The following is an 18,798-nucleotide window of genomic DNA, read 5'->3' on the forward strand; positions in this document are numbered from 1 at the left end:
CTCACCACGATCACCGGGCAACTCGACCAGGAACTCGCCCGCAAATAGCGGGCTCACCACCACACTCGCGGCGCGGCCACACACCGACCGGCTGGATGCGGGCGTAAATGGGAGGAGCGGATATGACCTCGGATTTCCCAGCGACCAACCCGTACGGCACCCCTCGACCCGGGGGCCGGAACCCACCTTCGTGGCGCAGGGCGCGGTCAACAGGTTCGTCGGTGCGCTGCGGCGGGTACCCGGCCTCGGCTCGATCGTCGGGCGCAGGCTAGTGGTGCTGCATGTGGTCGGGCGCAAATCCGGTACATCCCGGTTGCCTACACCCGTCACGAGGGCACGCTGCTGATCAGCACGCTGACCCGGCTGTGCGTGAACAACATCCGCCCGGATATTTCGATCCGGGTGTCGTTGGGTGGCCCGCCACGCAGGGCCACGGCCGAGGTGTTCACCGACCTCGACACCGTGATGGAGCTGTACGGGGTGATCGCGCGCGATAAACGTCGCAATGCCCGCTTCCATGGCATCGGCTTCGAGGCCTCCGGCGAGCCCAACAAGGCCGACATCTATCAGACCTGGCAGCACGGCGGGGCGGTCATCCGACTCACACCGACGTGAACCGGACCGGCGCTGCCGAGTCAGATACCGGGTCCGCAGCACCCTGCGGATCACCGCCTCCACCTCGCCCGACAGCCCGCCCACCACGGCCAGCTCGACCAGCGTGCCGGGCTTGTGGCGGCGCAGTTCCAACATGCCTTCGAGGCTGGCGATCAGCGACCGCCACGCCTCGCGCTGCTCACCGGTGCCGTATGCGAAGGCGGTCGCCGAGATCAGCGCGAACCGCCCGGCGATCTACGGCGTCTTCCCCGCCGTCGGAGCGGCCGACCTGCGGACCGACCGAGTCGCCCGGCTGGTTCTCATCGACGCCGTGCCTCCCGACGACGGCGACACGCTGGCCGAGCTGTTCCTCACCCCGCAGCGTCGCGACCACCTCCGACAGACCTCGGTCGACGGGTTGATGCCGGTGCCCGCGCGGCGGGACCTGGCCGGACCCGCCGGCCTGACGGGGGTGTCCGAGCAGGACCGCACACGGCTGCACCAGCCTACCGCCGGATTTCGCGCCGGTGGCCCACACAGGCCGAGTAGCGTTGCGGCGCCTGCGAATCCGCCCCGGGTTCAGGAGTCGCGCCATCGGATCGGATCCGGTCGGGGTTTCAGAAGGTGAACTGACTGCCGTAGGCGGTGGTCTGCACCACCCCCTGCGCGGAACTCACCGTGGTCGTGACGAAGGGGACGGCCGACACCGGCGAGGCGCATTGGGCGACGTTCAACGCGGCGTTGTTGAACGTGATGTGGTACGGGAACACGGTGCTGTTGTCCAGGGCTGCCGTGGCCGTTGTCGCGGTGGTGACCTGGCCGGGCCCCAGGGTGGCCGTCAAGACTTCTGTCAGACCCAGTGCCCCACCGACGCTGGGTCCGAGGCTGAAAGTGGGTGGGGTGACGGAGACGCTGGGCGTCGGCAGGGGCGTGACCGTCCCGGTCGGCGTCTCACTCGGCGGGCTGACGGAGATGGTCGGAGGGGTCACTGTCGGGGAAATGGCGCCAACCACGCCTTGATTGGGCTCGATTCCGACGGTGACGCCGCCGGCCACGCTGATCCCGCAGCCGAGGATGAACCCTGCGACGGCCTGACCGGACGTGATCGGGTCACCCTCCACACGGCGACATCGGCCAGGCAGCCTCGCCACAGCAAGGCGTGTCGACCAGGGCAGTCCCCCTGCTGGCCCCGACGGGCGACGACACCGAAGCCGCCGTCGGTCCGGAACAGCTCCATTGGACCACCGGGCATAGGTGTACTCGGGGCGGCATCGTGATCACGTCCACCACACCGACGAGGCCGGCCAACAGGACTGATCTACACGGCCAGGTCGTGAATCAGCACGTCGAACAGCGGAGCGGCCGGCCAATTCGGCTGGAGAGTGCCAACTCGTCGCCAGCCCCAACGCAGATAGGTCTGATAGGCCCGGGTGTTTGTGGGCCGGACGAGCAATGTCCCGCGCTGTTCGGGTCGAGAACCGAGTAACTCGTCGTGGAGTGCCCGCGCGATACCTCGGCCGGTCAGCTTGGCGCTGACCATGATCTCGCTCAGCGCGAACGTCCGGGTACCGTCCTCGGTGGTGAATTCATCGATGTCGTGGGGGTCGTCCAGGGTGAGGCCGCCCCACCAGGCTGTATCGGCGTGCAGTGGCCACCCCCATGCCTGGCCGATGGGATGCTCGTCGACCACGGCCAGGACGAGCGAGAATCCGGCGGGCCTGTCCGGTGCTGTGTAGGCGTCGAAACGGTTCATGAACGCCGCCGGATCGGCGAACGGTGCGCCGGACTGAATTGCCTCGACGTACGCCTCGCGGTAGATGTCCTCGACCACAGCGCGCCGGGCGCGCGCCTCCCGTGCGTCCAGATGTTCAAAGCTGAGGCCGGCCATTGCGGCCGATCGCTGCTGGCTGGTCATTCTCTCGCCGCCTTAGATGCCAAATCGTCGAACTGCATTGCGAAAACGCTGTCAGGTTGTACTGCCGAGCGAACAGGGTCGAGTAGACGCAGCGTGCGGGTAGACGAAACCTCGCGCAACTGTTCCAGTGCGGGTGTGCCGACCGATATCGCACCCTGAACGTCGCCGATGTCCGCCAGTGCGGCCGCCAGTCCGGCGCGGTAGTTCACTGCGTTGCGTGTGCCCGCCTGCTCGAGGGCGAGGTCACTGTGAAGCTCGGCTGCCTTGGCCAGATTGCCGAGATCGCTGTGACCACGGGCCTCGTGACAGCGGACCTCGGTCGAGGTGACGAAATGCAACCACGTGGCGCACTCCTCGGGCGGCTCATGCTCGAGCGCGAAATCCAGCTCGCGCCAAGCGGTCGAGATCGCGCGGCCGAAACCGACACGATCGCCGAGAACGCCGTACGCCTGCGCGGCCCGAGTGGCGATGAGCGCATGGATTCGTCCGGGCGGAACGCCGTGCGTCAGTTCGCGCGCCCGGCTGACCAGGCTCAGTGCGCGGTGTGGATTGCCGAGGTCGCGCCGAGCGAGTGTGATCGCCTGGTGTGCTGCGCCGACGCAGACGTGCGCGGTGAGCTCGTCGTCGCCGGCCTGGTTGGCGAGCGAGAACGCATCGGAGTAGCAGCGCCGGGCGAGTTGGTGTTGATCGGCGTCGTAGGCGAGCCATCCTGCGATGGTGGCGAGATTTCCTGCGGCGCTCGCGAATTCCTTGCCCGCGCTATCGCTGAACGAGCACATTTCGATGAGTTCCTTGGCGGTCTCGAGCTCCCGTACAGCCATTTCGACCAGGCTGGCGCCGCCGATCTGCTGGTCCTGTAGGGCGAACTCGGCGACGGCGCGCGAAACGCGCTTCGCGTCGGCGACGCCCAGGGTGCGGCTACCAGACGCCAGTAGCGTTGCGCCCAGCAGAATTCCGAACTCTCGTCGCTTCACTTCGCCGTTGACCTCACCACGCTCCGAGCCGTCGATTGCCAGGGTATCCGGCTCCGTGGTACCGAAACCGGCGTTGACGGTCGAGACCGGCCCCGTATTCAGCGCGGCCCGGAAGCGTGCACGCTGATCGTCGTCGAGCCTCGCGAGCAACGTATCGAGGGCTCCTGCGGAATCGCCGCGGACCGGTCGAGCGTCGGTTGCTTTCTCCCACTTCCGCACGGTCGGTGCCTTGAAGCCGGTCCGCTCGGCCAACTCTTCTTGCGTCATGCGAAGTGCATCAATTCGCAGCGCGAGTACTTCCGTGCGCGTCCACTTGCCGACGATCATCGACGCCCCCTGTCGACCCGCGCAATGCCCTGTGTCGGAAGCGTATTACTTGCGTGCGGTTTCGTGGCTGGGAACCGGTCGTACGGTGCGCGAGGCTCGATGAGCACGCGGCACCAGACGCGAATCCCTCAAACGCTCTGGTGCCGGGTGCACTCCATCCATACCAAGGAGCTGGAGGCACCCGACGTGGGAATCATCCTCGTTTTCACCCTCGCCGCGCTAGTGTTCGCTGGCGCCGCCACGCTCGTCGTACCGAGCGACGAGCACATACGACGCCAGAACAAGCTGACCGTCAGCGAGATTCGCGCCCGACTCGCCGCCGAGCCACCGCGCACGTACGTCCCGATCAGCCGGGGGTTGTGACCATGGGTCTGCTGCCGTCCGCCATTGGTTTTCTGCGCAGCGATGTTTCCGGGCTGAACCAGCCACAAGATGAGGCGCGAATTCGGCGCGCGGCCAAGAGAACAGGCTATGACCTGAGCCGGACCATCGTATTCAGCGAGCGCACCGAGCAGCGAGCGCGAAGAGGGCCGCACCGTGACCGGGGACGTGCACCGGCTGCAGGGCAGAAATCCAGGCCGCGAAGGCGGCCCTCGCGGCTTCCATCACACCGAGTTCGGCATCGTCGCGATCGGCGACGACGGCCTGCCCATCATCGACGACGACACACACGAATTCGACATCGCGCCCGATTCGCCCACGGTCGAGCGGTATTCGCCGATCGACGTCGAGGCATTCTCGGTGACCGACACCGAGCTCGGACACTGAGGAACGGCTCGCCCAGACGAGCTGGAAAAAGAGAATAACAACTAGATGAGGTGAATTGCCTTGCGACAGATCATGATCCGCATCGCATTGCTTGCTTCCGCCGCGACCACCGCCCTCTGGCTGACCACCGGGACCGCCCAGGCCATGACCGCCGAGGTGTGCGAAGGCTTCGGCGGCAAACCGTTTCCCACCACTGTGTTCAAACTTCCCGACAGCGCGAAAGCTGAAGCGGGTGAGGCGTACTGCGTGTGCAGGCACGACACCGATAAGGCGATAGACGGGATGCCCGTGTGGGGTGACTGGATTTGGGTCGGCACCGTGGCCAGCGGCGCTACTCCCGGCTTCTATCACTGCGCCAAACCTACGGGGTAGCATCGCCCGGCATGACCAGCGAAGACCAGACCCCCGCTATGTCGGTCGGCAAGCATCTTGGTCCGCCGCCGGGCGAGTTCGCACCCCTGATCCAAATCGGTCAGCCGCTACCGTGGCCGGACGCCCCGTTCTTCGGCTGCGTGGTGCGGATCAGGGGCCGCGAGGACATGGTGTCCGCTGGTCCTACCGCCGCCGAAGCGGTGACGAACGCTATCCGCACTGTCAACGCTGTTCTCGAACACCGACCTGATTGGCTGGTCTGACATGCTGAGAGGCATCCTGGCGGAAAGGATCTGATCTCATGACCACCCTGTCGCACCCGGCCGTCGATCTCGCCCTCAGTGAGTTCTCCGGGGGCGGCAGGGCGGCCCGCTTGGTTGCCGCGATCGACCGCAACGACACCATGGCCGTGCTGGTCGCCACCGACAGCCCGTTCGACGGCGACACCGAAGCCCGTGTGCTCGTGTTCGTCGAATGGGACGGTACGGAGTGGCGTCTGCCCGGCGTCATGAATGGGTCAACCTTCCGTCACACCACGCGCGCCATCACTACCGGGCCCGGCCGCCCCCTCGACAGCAAGCGGACCAAGCTGTACCGCAAGGACAACAGCGAGATCGGCTGGTTCGGGCTGACCGGATACGCCGCCGAGGACGCGGTCGCCGTCACCGTAGCCTCCAGCCTTGGCACCGACCACGTCGAGGTCGCCGCCGACGGTCTAGTCCTCGCTGCAGTTCGTGCCCGCTTCGGTGAGGACCCCGAAAAACCCGTCGTCGTAATCCATCTCGCCGACGGCACTAACATCGTCGACCCGCGGTAACGCACCGCTGGTCCTACCGCCGCCGAAGCGGTGACGAACGCCGTCCGCACTGTCAACGCTGTTCTCGAACACCGACCTGATTGGCTGGAGTGACCCAGTGCTTTACGGGGCGGTCTGAACCCGATGGCGGTCGCGCTGATTCGCGCGGCGTATGGAGTCGATTACGGCCACGCCGGAGGGACGGTAGGTGCCATTCGGCCACTGGACCCACCGGCGAAAGGTCCCCTGCTGATCCGTCGGTGAGGGGAGCGCGATCTCACCTCCGAACCGGACCACCGACACGTTGATGCGGAACAGCTCCGCGAACAACCTGTCTTCCTCGGGCAGGTCCGGACGGATAAGGAATGTCCAGCGCTGCGACCGGGGGTGGGAGATGATCGGGCCGACCTCGATTTGTCGGTGCTCCAGATCGGTTTTCACAATCTGCCCCAGCGCGGACGGCATCGTCAGTGCCCAGACCAGCCCCGCTCGGACGACAATGCGGCCGGTCTCGGGATGCATGCCGGCCGGGAGCCCACACGCCTGCTGGTAGTAGTGACAGCGGTCGGTCGGTGTGTCCTGGGGCGTTGGTTCGTCCATGGGTTTGGTCCTCGCGTCCGGCAGTGGCGGAGGCACCCAGCCACCGGGACCGCGCGCCGGTTGCGAGCGACCGGTGACGCAAGGCCCGCGTAGAGGGAAACACGGACTGTCCGGTGTGCCGGGTGCCGAATCCGACGCTATGAGCGCACCGGGGCGACCGGAACCGTTTAGGCGTTGCCTAGGCGTTGCCTAGGCGTTGCCTACCGCTTCGGCGGCTGCGCGGTCGAGACCTCGTTGTAGAGGCGGCGCAATGCGACGCTGTGCCGATCAATGGGCAATTCCGCCAGCGCTTTCCGCGCGTGCGCGACTCCTTCGACCCGATCACCGGATTTGGCGAACGCGAGTCCGCGGTGAATCTCGAGATGTGTGGCGTAACGGGCGAACTTGGCGGGCATCGCCGCCGTGGCTTCGGCCTGGATGCGGTCGGCGTGGTGGTCACCGAGACGGGCCAGAACCAGCGACGTGTCCACGTACATCCGCCATTCGGGCATGGTGTAGTCGGAAGCCTCCTCGGTGGTGCCGACCGCATCGAACACCCGTCGGGCCCGGTCCAGATAGGCCCGTGCCGATGCCGGATTGCCCTGGAGGGCCGCGACATTCGCCAGCGACACCAGCGCCATCAGTTGACCGACCGTTGCCGTATCGGTGATCTCGGCCGCCTCGGCGGCCAGCTGGCGGCAGGCGGCCAGGGCCGCGCTGGGGTGGGCCATGTTCAGTGCCGAGCGGCCGCGCACCCATACCCGCGTACTCACGTCCACGGATCTGTCGGCGGCATCGACGGCGGCGCGGTACCACCCGGCGCAAGCGCTGGCGTCGGCGACATCGGCCAGCGGCGCACCGTGCAGCACCATCAGCCGCGAGGCAATCGCCCACATGCGCCGGTCCGTCAGCTGGGGACGTATGGCGATGAGATCCGCGGCTATCCGTGTCTGCATCTCCGCCGCGCTGACGGTGAGGCAGTCAGCTGCGTGGATCTCCATGCGCTCGGCCCAGGCGTCCACGGCGAGTGGCGTGGTTTCCTCCTCGAACATGCGTCGAACAGCGTCGGTGACCACGCTCGGGACGACGGCCCCGGCTGCGAGGCCGCCGAGTAGCGTCCGCCGGCTGATGTCCACTCCAAGCTCTTTCTCGTACTCGTCAACGATCCGCTGCGGGACCGGTCGCAGGTCCCTTTCGATCCTGCTCAGATAGCCCTGATCGCGGGGGATGCGGGCTGCCATCTCGCGTAACGAGACACCTGCCTCCTCGCGCGCCGATCTGAGCATTTCACCTGTCACCAGCATGAACCGCCCCCATTCGATTAGGCAACGCCGTAACGGTCCCACGATTGTTCTCACGGTCAGACGCTGGTGTCTACGGAATCGCTGCCCGACAACCATTTTCGGGCCGAATGTGGAGATCGAATGCCCTCACACACCGGTGTTATTGACCGACCGCTACAGACACAGATCCGGGCGGCCGCTGCGGCTCGGAGGATCGAGAGCCCGCGACCCGGCCACCTCTGCGTTTTCGCCTGCCTCACGGGCTGATTCATTCGGCGCCGCGACAGCGGCGGCCTATGGAGCCTGTGCGACCACTGACTTGCGCCCGCGACCTGCTACGACCGAATCACGCTGTGAGAGCGAGGAATACATGGTGACATCCGAGCCCCGGCAGCGACGCGAATCAGCCCAGGCCGCCATGTGCGCGGCCGCGGCGGGGTCACCGCCTTCGAGAGGACCCCACGGGCCATCACCAACGCCGAGCTCATCCGCCGGGGCGTGGCCGGTCTCCACGCACTCCCTCACGAGCGGCTTCTACTTCATCGCTTCGGTTGTGATGCAGCGGAATCCGGTGTCGTCGTCGAGCATCTCGTGATGGGCGTCATTGAAGGCGGCGGGGGCTGCTCGGTCGTAGAGCGAGGTGAAGGCCGATCCCTTCAGTTCGTAGCGGTCACGTGTGGTTTCGCTGGATTGCCATTCCCAGACGTTGCCGCAGAGGTCGTAGACCCCGTAGGGGCTGACACCGCTCTTGTACTGGTCGACTGGGGTGGTCGTGCCGATCCGGCTGCCTTTGCAGTTGCATTTGGCCGGGGAGACGGTGTTGCCCCACGGCCATGCGTTGCCCTGCGTCCCGCGGGCGGCCTTCTCCCACTGCGAGGCGGTGGGCAGTTGCTTGCGCGCCCAGTTCGCGTAGCTGGTGGCGTCGTCGTGGCTCACCCACACCACGGGGTGGCTGGCGAGTGTCTTGGCCGGGCGGGCACCATCCCAGTGCCGCGGCGCGGGATGCCCGGTGGCCGTTACGAATCGGGCGTAGTCGGAGTTGGTGACGGGAAACACGTCGATCCAGAACCCGGCAACCCACACCGGTTGCTCGTGCAGGCCCGACAGGTAGATGCCTTCGGGAATCCAGGTCATGGTCTTGCCGTCGACGGGGTGGCGCAGCAGCGCGGGCTGCTCGGGAATGTCGCTGTCGTCCTCTTCGCGCACGCTGTCGGGGACGAGGTCGGTGAAGCGGCGGCGCTCTTCGTGGTTGAGCTCCCGCAGGGAGGTGTCGAGGGCGGCCTGGTTGACCGGGCGGGGTGTGACCTTGTCTCCTCCTGCTTCCCAGCGTTCCACGCTGCGGGTGGGAATACCGAGGTGAGCGGCGAAGTCGATGTAGCTCATCCGGCGTGCCGCGCGCAAAGCCCCTACCTCGACTCCGGTCCACTGCCGGAGCATCGTGATCATGGCCTGTCCGCTCCCATCCCCGTGCGATTGCGATGGCGTAAGAGCGTAGCTGCAGCTGGGCGCCAGTGTGGGTCAGATCCGCTGCGGCGGAATGGATTCGTAGTCCTGGCGCAGCGCCGCGATCAGGTCGTTGTCGATCGGCAAGGGCCTGTCGTCGATGGCGGAGACCGGGCGCACGCCGACCGCGGCGTTGGTGGCCACCACTGCGGCGAACTGGTCGACCTCGGCGAGGGTGATCTTCTCGGTCAGCACGTCGGCGTCGCGTGCCCGGTCGATCAGCTGCATGGTTGTGCCGATCAGCACTTCGGCGTCGGGCCAGATCAGACGGCCGGCGTTGTCGATGAATCCGATGTTGCTGGTGGCGATCTCGGAGATGGTGCCGTCGGGTTCGGTGAACAGTACGTCGTCGGCGCCGGCACGTTGCGCGAGCGCGCGATGGTGCAGCGACGCGAACAGTCCGACGTGTTTGATGCGGGCCATGTCGCGGCGGAAGACCGTCGACTGCAAGGTCAACGGTCCCTGCGGGGTCGGCGGTGCCTTGCGGGTGGTCACCAGAATCTGCGGCTGCGCAGGCGCGCCGGGGCGGGCGAGTTCGAGCGCTGGGTCGAACACGGTGACCCGCACGATGGTGGCCCCGCCGTCGGTCGGCAGGCTCGCGCTGACGAGGTCGCGCACTCGGTCGGTGTCCAGGTCGGTGTCGAAGACCTGGCGGCAATCGCGACGCAGCCGGTCCATGTGCAGCGACAAGCCACGGACTGCGCCGTGCTCGACGCGCATCGAGGTGAAATGGCCGTATCCGACCAGGCCCAGCGCGGAGAGCTGGGCGGCCGTGACCGGTGCGCCGTTGAGGTTCATGCGGCTCATATTCCCACTGCCGCAACGCCTTGGCATCTCCCCCTGACGCCGAATGACGGTGAAACGTCGGTGAAACGCGTAGAAGTGTCGGTTCCGCCGCGCGCGGATCGCGCCGACGCTGAGGTGCATGGTCGGTGGTCGCAGTTGAGGGGGCGGTGCGCATGAGCAGGTCGCGTTCTGCGCGTCGTGTCTCCGCGGTTGGGCAGGCACAAAGCGCCCGGATTCACGATGCGCTGATCAGCGCGGGCAAGGACTCCTACGCGGTCGACCTCGCAGTCGGAAAGCAGCTGATCGCCCAGGCCAACGCCTATCAGACGGCCGCGCAGGTTGCGCGGTTGTTCCTGCTGCGTTCGGTGCGGGCCCTCGTCGCCGAGGAAAAGGTGGGCCTGGTCGTCGAGCTCGGTTCCGGCTATCCGTGTGAGCCGAACGTGCACACCGTGGCCGGCGCGGCGGGCGGCGCTCGGACGCTGTACGTGGACAACCACCCGGTTGTGAGCGCCCACGGCAGGGCGCTGCTGCTCGACAACGACCTCGTCGACTTCATTCACGCCGACCTGACCGACCCCGATCCGGTCATCGCGGCCATCGCCGAGCTGACCGAACCTGATGTGCCGGTGTGCATCTGCCTATCTGCCGTCGCGGAGTTTCTCGATGATCCGGCCGCCGTGGTCAAGGCGATCTCGACCGGCCTGCCTCGCGGATCGTACGCGGCGCTCAGTCATGTCACCTGCGATGTGCACCCGACCATGCTGGCGCGCGCCACCGAGATCTACCGCGATCACGGCATCGGATTCCACCCGCGCACCCGGTCGGAGATCGCCGCGATCCTGGCCGGTTGGGATCTGCTGCCGCCCGGCCTGGTCCCCGCCCACCACTGGCGTCCCGATCCGGGCACCGACCGCGCTCACGCGGCCGCCCAGCACTGGACAGCTCCCTGTCCGGACACCGAAATCTGCTGCTACGGCGCGGTCGCGAAGCTGCCCTAGCGCATGCGTACACGAAAGCCACTGATTCTCAAGGAGATTCGCTGATGGGAACCGAGTACGAACAGCCCGACCCGATGCCGGATCGCGTCGCCGCGGTGGCGGCCGCGTTCAACGGCGGCCAAGCCCTCGAGCAGGTCCGGATGTGGGGCGCGCACCTGGCCGATCATCTGCGGCACGGGGCACGTCTGCTGATCGTGGGCAATGGTGGCTCGGCAGCGCAGGCTCAGCATCTGGCGGCCGAGTTGGTCGGGAAGTTCGAGGCGGAGCGAGTTCCGTTGCCCGCGTTGGCGTTGACTGCCGATACCGCGACGCTGACCGCGGTGGGCAACGACTACGGCTACGAGCAGACCTTCTCGCGCCAGATCCGCGCGCACGCGCGTGCCGGTGATGTCCTGCTGGCGATCTCGACCTCGGGTGCCAGCCCGAACGTGCTGGCCGCGGCCGCGGCCGCCCGGGATATGGGCCTGATTATCTGGGGTCTGACCGGCGGCACCGAGAGTCCACTGGCCCGCTGCTGCGATTCGGTGGTGGCGGTGCCCGCCACGTCGACCTCGACGATTCAGGAATGCCACTTGCTGCTGGTGCACGAGATATGCACCGCGCTCGATGCCGCGCTCATGGACTCGGGCGCAGCGCAGCCGTGCACGCTGAACGACAGCTCGGCAGAAGCGGCGGTGTTGCCGTCGCGGGTGCGGCCCCGGCGGCTGGTGATCGTCGGGGACGTTTTGGCCGACTGCGATGTGGTCGGGGACGTCGCCGCCATCTCACCAGAAGCACCGGTGCCGATCCTGACCAGCGAGGGACAGCGGTGGCGGCCCGGCGGCGCTGGGCTGGCCGCGATGTTCGCGGCCGCCGACGGCTGGGAGGTCACCCTCGTCGCCGCGCTCGGCACCGACGAGCACGCCGCCCGCATCCGCGCCGATCTCACCGCGGCCGGAGTGACGGTAGCGGGCCTGCCGACCGTCGGGACCACCCCGGTGAAGATGCGTCTGCGCGCCCGAGGGCAGACGCTGCTGCGCGTCGATTACACCGGACCGGTTGCCGCCGTGGGTGATCCGACTCTCCAGGCCCGCAAGGCCCTGCAGGCGGCCGACGGTGTCCTCGTTGCCGACTATGGGCGCGGCGTCGCCGCCCAGCCTCGGGTCCGGGAGCTGCTCACCGCGGCCGCGGCACAGGTGCCGGTGGTGTGGGATCCGCATCGACTCGGCGCGGACCCGGTGGCGGGTGTGCGCGTGGTGGTGCCGAATCAGGATGAAGCTCTCGCTCTGGCCGCAGACTCCGCACCGCAGGCCGGGCTCGACGCCGACGTGCGTCGTGGCCGCGCGCTGCGCGCGCGCTGGCAGGCCGGATATGTGGCGGTCACGCGCGGTGGCGACGGCGCGGTGCTGGTCGGTGCCGACACCGAGCCCGCGCAGACCGTTCCCGCGCCGCGTCGTGAGATCCACGGCGACACCTGCGGCGCCGGGGACATGTTGGCGGTGCTGCTGCTCAAGGCCCTGATGGACAAGAAGGTGCCCGCGACGGCGTTGCAGCGCGCCGTCACCGGTGCCTCCGATTACGTTGTCGGGTACCGGGTTCCGCAGCCTATGGGGCGGCGGCCGCGCACTGTGGACGGGCTCGGCCTGGCGCAGCGGGTTCGCGCCGGCGGGGGCATGGTCGTGGCGACCGGTGGATGTTTCGACATCCTCCACGATGGACATCGCGAGCTGCTCGAGACCGCCCGCTCGCTCGGGGATTGCCTGATCGTGCTGCTCAACTCCGATGCCTCGGTCGCGCGGCTGAAGGGCCCGGGGCGACCGCTGGTGCCCGAAGCGCAACGTGCGGCCATGCTGGCGGCGTTCGGATGTGTCGACGCGGTGGTGGTCTTCGATGAGGACACCCCCGCCGACGCACTCGAGCTGCTACGCCCGGGCATCTGGGTCAAGGGCGGCGACTACGGCGCCAGCGCGATGCCGGAGCAGGCGGTGGTCGAGCGCCACGGTGGCGCGGTCGTGCTCGGCCCTTACCAGGAAGGTGTCTCCACCTCCGAGCTGATCGCGCGGGCAGCGGCCGGTCGGGCGGTGCAGTCATGACGGGCACGGTGCTGGTCACTGGCGCGTCGGGGTTCATCGGCTCCCACACCGCGGCCGCACTGCACGCGGCCGAATGGGCGGTCACCGGGGTCGACGTGCGGGCGCCCCGCAGCCGGGTCGAGTGGGAGTCGCTGATCTGCTCGGCCGACGATGCGGCGGTGTTGGCCCGGATCCGGGACAGAGAATTTGCGGCGGTCGTGCACAACGCCGCGATCACCAGCACCCTCGCCCCCAACGATTCGCGGCTGCGCAAGGCGAACGTGGACATGCCGTTGCAGATCGCCCGCGCGTGCGTGGTCTCGGGCACGCGGCTGGTGTACGCCTCCTCCGGCAGCGTGTACGGCGTTGTGCCCCGGGGCCACTACTCGCATGAGACCGATCGGCCGGGTCCGTTGAACGCGTACGCGCAGTCCAAGCTGACCATGGAACGCGAGCTCGCCCGACGCGCGGCCGTTCTCGGATTGCGCTGCGTCGGTTTGCGTTACACCAACGTCTTCGGGCCCGGGGAGGATGCGAAGGGGCCGATGGCCTCGATCCTGTCGCAGATCCTCACCGCGGCCGCCGCCGGCCGGCCGGTGCGCCTGTTCGACGATTCACTCACCGCCGCACGCGATTACCTGCCGGTCCAGGTGCTGACCGACCGGGTCACTCGGCTGCTGGGCGCCCCGCATGTCACCGGAATCTACAACCTCGGATCGGGTGTGCCGCTGCGCTTCGAGGCGCTGCTGGGCTGGTGCACCGAGTGGGGCGGGGCACCGGTGGCCATGGAGGCGACGCCGAACCCGGTCCGCGACCGCTACCAGTACTGGACCTGCGCGGACATCCGCGCTCTGCAGGCAGCGCTGCCGGGCCTGGAACCGCTGACCGGCGAAGGGCTGCGCGCCTACGCCCACGCCCTGTACGAGCAGGCGCGAGCCGATTCCCGCGCCGCCAGCACCCACACCCTCGCTCCTGCTACCGGAGGTTGATCACCGTTGACCAGTTACGCCACCCCCGTCACCACTGCGGCCGGTGCAGCCGAAAAGGCTGTGCGGCAGCGGATCACCACGCTATCGCGGTCGCTACGACAGGTCACCTCGGTCGCGCACCTGCAAAAGCCGCGATTCGTCGATTACGACAGCATCCGTGATGCTGCCGGTGCGGTGCACGGCCGCAAGAAGGTGATCCTCATGTCCGGCGGCTGCTCCATCCCGACGTGCACGATGTGCCCGTTCACCAACTACAACAATCACGGGCACGGCGCGAATGCCGAAGGGCTGCGGACGCAGGTCGCGACCATGTTGGCGCGCACCGACACCGAGCCGGACTACACCACGCTGGCGCTCTACAACGACGGCAACTTCTTCGCCCCCAGGGAAGTGCTGGTCGACGTGCAGCTCGACATCGCCCGCCAGGTCGCGGCCACCGGCGTGCGGCGGCTGGTAGTGGAGTCGCTGCCGGGCTTCCTCACCGCCGCGACCTTGTCCCCGTTCGTCGAAGCGCTCGGTGATGTCCAACTCGAAGTCGGCATCGGGGTGCAATCAGCGCACCGGCTGGTGCGTGAAACCCTGGTCAACACCCGAATCACCCAGCGCCAGTTCGAATCCGCGCTCACCGTCCTCTCCGACCTCGGGGTGCTGGCGAAGATCTATCTGATGATCAAGCCGCCTTTTCTGACCGATGCCGAGGCGGTGACCGATGTCGTGGATTCCACCGCCTACGTCGCCGATCTCGGGGTCGGGCAGGTGACGTTGTGCCCGACGCGGCTGGCGCCGAACACTGTGGCGTGGTGGCTGCATCAGCACGGCCACTACGCCGCGCCGAACCTGTGGACGGTCGTCGACGCGGTACGCGGCGCGCACGACAAGGCGTCGGTGCGGGTGGCCTGTATCAACATGCGCGGCAGCGACTTCGAGTCGCTGTACCCCGATTCGTGTCCGGCCTGCGCGGACGACATCGTGGCCGGATTGGTCGCCTACAGCATCAGCGGCGACCTCACCGAGCTGCCGACCGGCTGCGGGTGCCGCCCACCGCTGGAATCGGTCGCGCTCGACGAGCAGACCATCCTCGCGCGCACACGCAGCATCCTCGATCTGTGCGAGGGCCTCGCATGAGTGCCCCGCCCATCCTCACCGGCGTGGTGCCGCACGAGCTGCCGAAATTCCTCGCGCAGCAGCACCACCGCCAGCAGGGCCGACCGTATGCCTTGTCCGGAATGTCGGCCGAGGACCCGCCGACCGTGTTCTGCATCGGCCCGCACGCGGTCGCAGAGCTGTTCGCCCAGGAACACACCGCGCTGGCGGTCCACAACACCTCCACCGTGCATGCCCTGTTCCAGCGCGCGGTGTTCACCTTGGGCGGGCGCGAGCACGCCGCCGCCCGCACCTTCCTGGCCGGCGGACTCCGGTACGAGGTGATGACCGCCTACCTGCCCGCGGTCGCGGTCACCGCCCGTCGGCACGTCGCCGTGTGGGAAGCACAGCCGGTGGTGCGGCTGTATGAGGCCGCGCGCACGTTCACCATGGACGTCTGTGTGTCGGCGATCCTGGGCCTGCATGCCGCCGATCCGGCGGCCCTGCTGGTCCCCGACCTGTTCGACCGTTTCGTCGCGGGCACTGAGGTTCCCGCCGACGCGCCGAGCGCTGATCCGATCTACACCGATGCGCTACGCGCTGCCGATGAGTTGCGAACAGTTCTGCGGGCGTGCGTGTTTCGCTCCTCGCTGGCCGAATCGCCGTCGGTGGTGTCGAAGCTGGTGTGCGCGGGCCGCGTGCCCGGCGGAGAAGTGGTCGATCATCTGCTCGCGCTGCTGATCGCCGCCCGGGAGACCACAGCCAGCCTGCTGACCTGGCTGCTGATCGAATGCGCGCTCGATCCCCACCTCACTGCCACCCTGACCGCAGACGCCCGAACCCTGCTCGCGGATCCGGCCTTGGCCGCGCACCGTGGTGCCGCACCGGGCCTGCGGGCGGTGCTCACCGAGTGCCTGCGCCTGCACGCCCCCAACACCACCGCCACCCGGGTGGCCACCCGCGATGTGCAGGTCGGGGGCTACACGATCCCGGTCGGCTGGCACGTCGCCTACAGCGCCCCGGCCACCGGGCTACTGCCCGAACTGTACGAGCACCCGGAACTCTTTGCTGCCCACCGCTTCACCGATCTGAATGGGCCGCGTCGCGCGGCCGGGCTGCTGGCTTTCGGCCGCGGCGCGCACTCGTGCGCTGGCCGCGGTTTCGCCGAAGCGATCACGCTGCTCGCCGCGGCGGCGGTACTGGCCGCCCACCGCATCGACCTTCTCACCACCGGGCGGCCCGCCATCGCGCGCTACCAGCCGGTGCGCACACCCGCCGGGCCCGTCCACGCCCGCATTCACCGACAGGTCCACTCATGAACACTTTCGACATCCTCGAACAGCTCGCGCGCTACGAGGTCGGCACCTCCCGACGGCTGCACCTGATCGCCAGCGAGAACCCGCTCGACTCCGACACCCGGGTGCCCTACATGCTGCCCGGCACCATGGCCCGCTACGCCTTCGGCGAACCCGGGCAACACAATTGGGCCTGGCCGGGCCGTGAAACCATCATCGACCTCGAAGCCGAGACTGCGGCCGCGCTCGGCGCGCTGCTCGGTACCCAGCACGTCAACCTGCGGCCCATCTCGGGGCTCTCGGCAATGACCATCGCCTTGTCCGCGCTGGCCGAACACGCCGGAGACAAGGCCACGGTGCTCAGCCTCGCCGAATCCGACGGCGGCCACGGCAGCACCCGGTTCGTGGCGCAGCGCTTCGGCCTGGACTGGCAGCGACTGCCCGTCGAACCCGCCACAGGTGCGATCGACCTGGACGCGCTGGCCCGGCAGGCGCGCGCCACCGGCCTGCTGGTGCTGTATCTGGACGCGTTCATGGCCCGATTCCCCTTCGACCTCACCGGGATTCGCGCGGCGGTCGGCGACTCGGCGCTCATCCACTACGACGGCTCGCACCCGCTCGGGCTGATAGCGGGCGATCAGTTCCAGAACCCCCTCGCCGACGGCGCGGACAGCCTCGGTGGCAGCGTGCACAAGACCTGGCCCGGACCGGTCGGCAAAGGCATCGTCGCGACGAACGATCCCGCGCTCGCGGCCCGCTTCGATACCCACGCCGCAGGGTGGGTGTCGCACCATCACCCGGCCGACCTCGCGGCGCTGGCACTGTCGACGGCCTGGATGCAACAACACGCCCGCGACTACGCCGCCGCGGTCATCGCCAACGCCGCCCACCTCGCTACCGAGCTGGCCGTCGGCGGGCTGCCGGTGTGCGCCGACGAGCGCGGCGCCACCGCCTCCCACCAGATCTGGGTGGATATCGCGCCGATCTGCCCCGCTGCTGTGGCCGCCCAGCGGCTCTACGACGCGGGAATCGTCGTCAACGCCATCGACATCCCGGGCCTGTCCGAGCCGGGCCTGCGCTTGGGCGTGCAGGAACTGACCCGCTGGGGACTCGACCGCGACGCAACGACCGTGCTGGCCGCAGTCCTGGCCAAGCTGCTCGCCCAAGGTGTTTCGGCGTCGGCCGTCGCCGCGGAGGTGCAGGCCCTGCGCGAGCAATTGACCTCGCCGGAGGACCGGCAGGGCACCGACGAACTCGCGGGCTTCCTGCGCGCGTCCGACCGACAGGAAGTGGGCGTGGCATGAGCACCAATCTGCCCCTTCCGGGCTTCCCGCCGTTCCCGTTGTCCACCAAGGGATTCGCGTGGCGAGAGGACTGCCGCCACTTCGTCGGCGGGATGCCGTGCCGCCACTGGCGCGCCTGCCCCGGCTGCTCGCACTACAGCCCGGTCACCCACCGGGTACTGATCGTGATGCTCAAGCGGATGGGCGACATGCTCATCGCCTCACCCCTGCCCACCCGGATCAAGGCCGACCACCCCGGGGCGCATATCACCTGGCTCGTCGGCGCGGAATCCGCGCCGATCGTGGACATGATTCCCGACGTAGACCGGACCCTGGTCTGGGACTGGCAGGCACCGCACATCCTGGCCGCCGAGTCCTTCGACGCGATCTACAGCTTCGAACGCGACCCCGCCGCCGCCGGACTCGTCCCGCGGCTGAACGCCACCCACCGGGCGGGCTTGGCCTACGGCGGCCCGCATTCCACGCTGTACCCGATCGGCGAGCCCGCGCGGCACTTCTTCGCCATGAACACCTGGAACGCCTTCCGGACCGGCGGAAACTCCAAGACCTGGACCGAGCTGTACTTCGAGGTCGCGGGCTACACCTACACCGGGGAGCCCTACCAGCTGCGGGTGCCCGACGAGGCCCGCGCCGCGGTCGCTTCCCGGCTCGGGCAGCGCAGCGACTGGGTGTGCCTGAACGTGGGCGGCTCCCGCGCCACCAAGATCTGGCCCGCCGGGCACTGGAGTGCCCTGGGCCGCCGCCTGCTCGACGACGGATATGGCCTGGTCATCACCGGCGGCCCTGACGACGCCCGGACCTGTCACCAGCTGCTGCGCGACCTCGCACCCGCCGCCCCCGACCGGGTGCGTCACGATCCGATGCCCCTGGCCGAATTCGCGGCGGTCCCCGAATACTGCGCGGCCATGGTGACCGGCGACAGCCTCGGCTTTCACCTCGCGCTCGCCCATGACACCCCGGTCGTGACGCTGTTCGGGCCCAGCAACCCCGCCGAGGTGATCCCCAAACACGCCGACAACGTCATCGCCCCGCGGGCCCGACTCGAGTGCGCGCCGTGCGCGCATCAGGTCACCTGCGGCGGCGCCGGAGGCTGCATGGGCACCATCGCCGTGGCCGACGTGCACGCCGCCGTCCGCTCCTGCACCCGCCAGCGCCCCGCCGCACTGAGGAAGGTCTGACCG

Annotated in this window: 21 protein-coding genes; 14 read left to right on the top strand and 7 right to left on the bottom strand. The window is 68.4% G+C overall.

What is annotated here, in order from left to right:
* The first annotated feature begins 369 nt into the window (after positions 1–369).
* Positions 370–615: a hypothetical protein gene (locus tag ACIRRA_RS39675; RefSeq protein WP_402779490.1), complete on the top strand. Its 246-nt coding sequence runs from the start codon at positions 370–372 to the stop codon at positions 613–615.
* A 133-nt stretch (positions 616–748) separates the two neighbouring features.
* Positions 749–1,222 carry a hypothetical protein gene (locus ACIRRA_RS39680; protein WP_402779492.1) on the top strand — a complete coding sequence of 158 codons (474 nt, stop codon included), beginning with the start codon at positions 749–751 and terminating at the stop codon, positions 1,220–1,222.
* Here the strand turns inward: ACIRRA_RS39680 and ACIRRA_RS39685 are convergent.
* The 3 genes from ACIRRA_RS39685 to ACIRRA_RS39695 form a co-directional block, all read right to left on the bottom strand.
* On the bottom strand, positions 1,212–1,715 hold the full coding sequence (locus ACIRRA_RS39685) for an MspA family porin (RefSeq protein WP_402779494.1): 504 nt from the start codon (positions 1,713–1,715) through the stop codon (positions 1,212–1,214). The genes ACIRRA_RS39680 and ACIRRA_RS39685 overlap by 11 nt on opposite strands.
* A 197-nt stretch (positions 1,716–1,912) precedes the next feature.
* Positions 1,913–2,509 (bottom strand): GNAT family N-acetyltransferase, encoded by a 597-nt coding sequence (locus ACIRRA_RS39690; RefSeq protein WP_402779496.1) that lies wholly within the window; start codon positions 2,507–2,509, stop codon positions 1,913–1,915.
* Positions 2,506–3,810 carry a helix-turn-helix domain-containing protein gene (locus tag ACIRRA_RS39695; RefSeq protein ID WP_402779498.1) on the bottom strand — a complete coding sequence of 435 codons (1,305 nt, stop codon included), beginning with the start codon at positions 3,808–3,810 and terminating at the stop codon, positions 2,506–2,508. The genes ACIRRA_RS39690 and ACIRRA_RS39695 overlap by 4 nt, the downstream gene beginning before the upstream one ends.
* A 147-nt stretch (positions 3,811–3,957) precedes the next feature.
* Between ACIRRA_RS39695 and ACIRRA_RS39700 the strand changes: the two genes are divergently transcribed.
* The 5 genes from ACIRRA_RS39700 to ACIRRA_RS39720 all read left to right on the top strand — a co-directional run bounded on the left by ACIRRA_RS39700 (position 3,958) and on the right by ACIRRA_RS39720 (position 5,767).
* Positions 3,958–4,173, top strand: coding sequence for a hypothetical protein (locus ACIRRA_RS39700; protein WP_402779500.1), 216 nt, complete (start codon positions 3,958–3,960; stop codon positions 4,171–4,173).
* Positions 4,174–4,347: 174 nt separating this feature from the next.
* On the top strand, positions 4,348–4,578 hold the full coding sequence (locus ACIRRA_RS39705; RefSeq protein WP_402779502.1) for a hypothetical protein: 231 nt from the start codon (positions 4,348–4,350) through the stop codon (positions 4,576–4,578).
* Between the two features lie 60 nt (positions 4,579–4,638).
* Complete coding sequence (locus ACIRRA_RS39710; RefSeq protein WP_402779504.1) at positions 4,639–4,950, top strand: hypothetical protein; 312 nt, start codon at positions 4,639–4,641, stop codon at positions 4,948–4,950.
* Positions 4,951–4,961: 11 nt separating this feature from the next.
* A complete protein-coding gene (locus ACIRRA_RS39715) occupies positions 4,962–5,213 on the top strand; it encodes a hypothetical protein (RefSeq protein WP_402779506.1) in 252 nt (83 codons plus the stop codon).
* 38 nt (positions 5,214–5,251) lie between these two features.
* Positions 5,252–5,767 (top strand): hypothetical protein, encoded by a 516-nt coding sequence (locus ACIRRA_RS39720; protein WP_402779508.1) that lies wholly within the window; start codon positions 5,252–5,254, stop codon positions 5,765–5,767.
* A gap of 102 nt (positions 5,768–5,869) precedes the next feature.
* On the opposite strand, the gene ACIRRA_RS39725 is transcribed toward ACIRRA_RS39720, so the two are convergent.
* The 4 genes from ACIRRA_RS39725 to ACIRRA_RS39740 form a co-directional block, all read right to left on the bottom strand.
* Positions 5,870–6,346 carry a DNA-directed RNA polymerase subunit beta gene (locus tag ACIRRA_RS39725; protein WP_402779510.1) on the bottom strand — a complete coding sequence of 159 codons (477 nt, stop codon included), beginning with the start codon at positions 6,344–6,346 and terminating at the stop codon, positions 5,870–5,872.
* 200 nt (positions 6,347–6,546) lie between these two features.
* A complete protein-coding gene (locus tag ACIRRA_RS39730; protein WP_402779512.1) occupies positions 6,547–7,725 on the bottom strand; it encodes a helix-turn-helix domain-containing protein in 1,179 nt (392 codons plus the stop codon).
* Positions 7,726–8,142: 417 nt separating this feature from the next.
* A complete protein-coding gene (locus ACIRRA_RS39735) occupies positions 8,143–9,054 on the bottom strand; it encodes an SUMF1/EgtB/PvdO family nonheme iron enzyme (RefSeq protein WP_402779515.1) in 912 nt (303 codons plus the stop codon).
* Between the two features lie 72 nt (positions 9,055–9,126).
* Entirely contained in the window at positions 9,127–9,918 is a 792-nt protein-coding gene (locus ACIRRA_RS39740) for an aminotransferase class IV (RefSeq protein ID WP_402779517.1), read from the bottom strand.
* Positions 9,919–10,043: 125 nt separating this feature from the next.
* Between ACIRRA_RS39740 and ACIRRA_RS39745 the strand changes: the two genes are divergently transcribed.
* Genes ACIRRA_RS39745 through ACIRRA_RS39775 form a run of 7 tightly spaced genes read left to right on the top strand, consistent with a single transcriptional unit; the run spans position 10,044 to position 18,795 of the window.
* Entirely contained in the window at positions 10,044–10,895 is an 852-nt protein-coding gene (locus tag ACIRRA_RS39745) for an SAM-dependent methyltransferase (RefSeq protein WP_402779519.1), read from the top strand.
* 44 nt (positions 10,896–10,939) lie between these two features.
* On the top strand, positions 10,940–12,967 hold the full coding sequence (locus ACIRRA_RS39750; RefSeq protein WP_402779521.1) for a PfkB family carbohydrate kinase: 2,028 nt from the start codon (positions 10,940–10,942) through the stop codon (positions 12,965–12,967).
* Positions 12,964–13,935 (top strand): NAD-dependent epimerase/dehydratase family protein, encoded by a 972-nt coding sequence (locus ACIRRA_RS39755; protein ID WP_402779523.1) that lies wholly within the window; start codon positions 12,964–12,966, stop codon positions 13,933–13,935. Before ACIRRA_RS39750 ends, ACIRRA_RS39755 begins: the two co-directional genes overlap by 4 nt.
* Before the next feature lie 6 nt (positions 13,936–13,941).
* Positions 13,942–15,060 carry a hypothetical protein gene (locus tag ACIRRA_RS39760; protein ID WP_402779525.1) on the top strand — a complete coding sequence of 373 codons (1,119 nt, stop codon included), beginning with the start codon at positions 13,942–13,944 and terminating at the stop codon, positions 15,058–15,060.
* Positions 15,057–16,337, top strand: a complete 1,281-nt coding sequence (locus ACIRRA_RS39765; protein WP_402779527.1) for a cytochrome P450 — start codon at positions 15,057–15,059, stop codon at positions 16,335–16,337. The genes ACIRRA_RS39760 and ACIRRA_RS39765 overlap by 4 nt, the downstream gene beginning before the upstream one ends.
* A complete protein-coding gene (locus tag ACIRRA_RS39770; protein WP_402779529.1) occupies positions 16,334–17,617 on the top strand; it encodes a hypothetical protein in 1,284 nt (427 codons plus the stop codon). Before ACIRRA_RS39765 ends, ACIRRA_RS39770 begins: the two co-directional genes overlap by 4 nt.
* Positions 17,614–18,795 carry a glycosyltransferase family 9 protein gene (locus tag ACIRRA_RS39775; RefSeq protein ID WP_402779531.1) on the top strand — a complete coding sequence of 394 codons (1,182 nt, stop codon included), beginning with the start codon at positions 17,614–17,616 and terminating at the stop codon, positions 18,793–18,795. Before ACIRRA_RS39770 ends, ACIRRA_RS39775 begins: the two co-directional genes overlap by 4 nt.
* Positions 18,796–18,798: the final 3 nt, after the last annotated feature.

The organism is Nocardia sp. NPDC101769, from assembly GCF_044766925.1.
Classification (GTDB): Bacteria; Actinomycetota; Actinomycetes; order Mycobacteriales; family Mycobacteriaceae; genus Nocardia.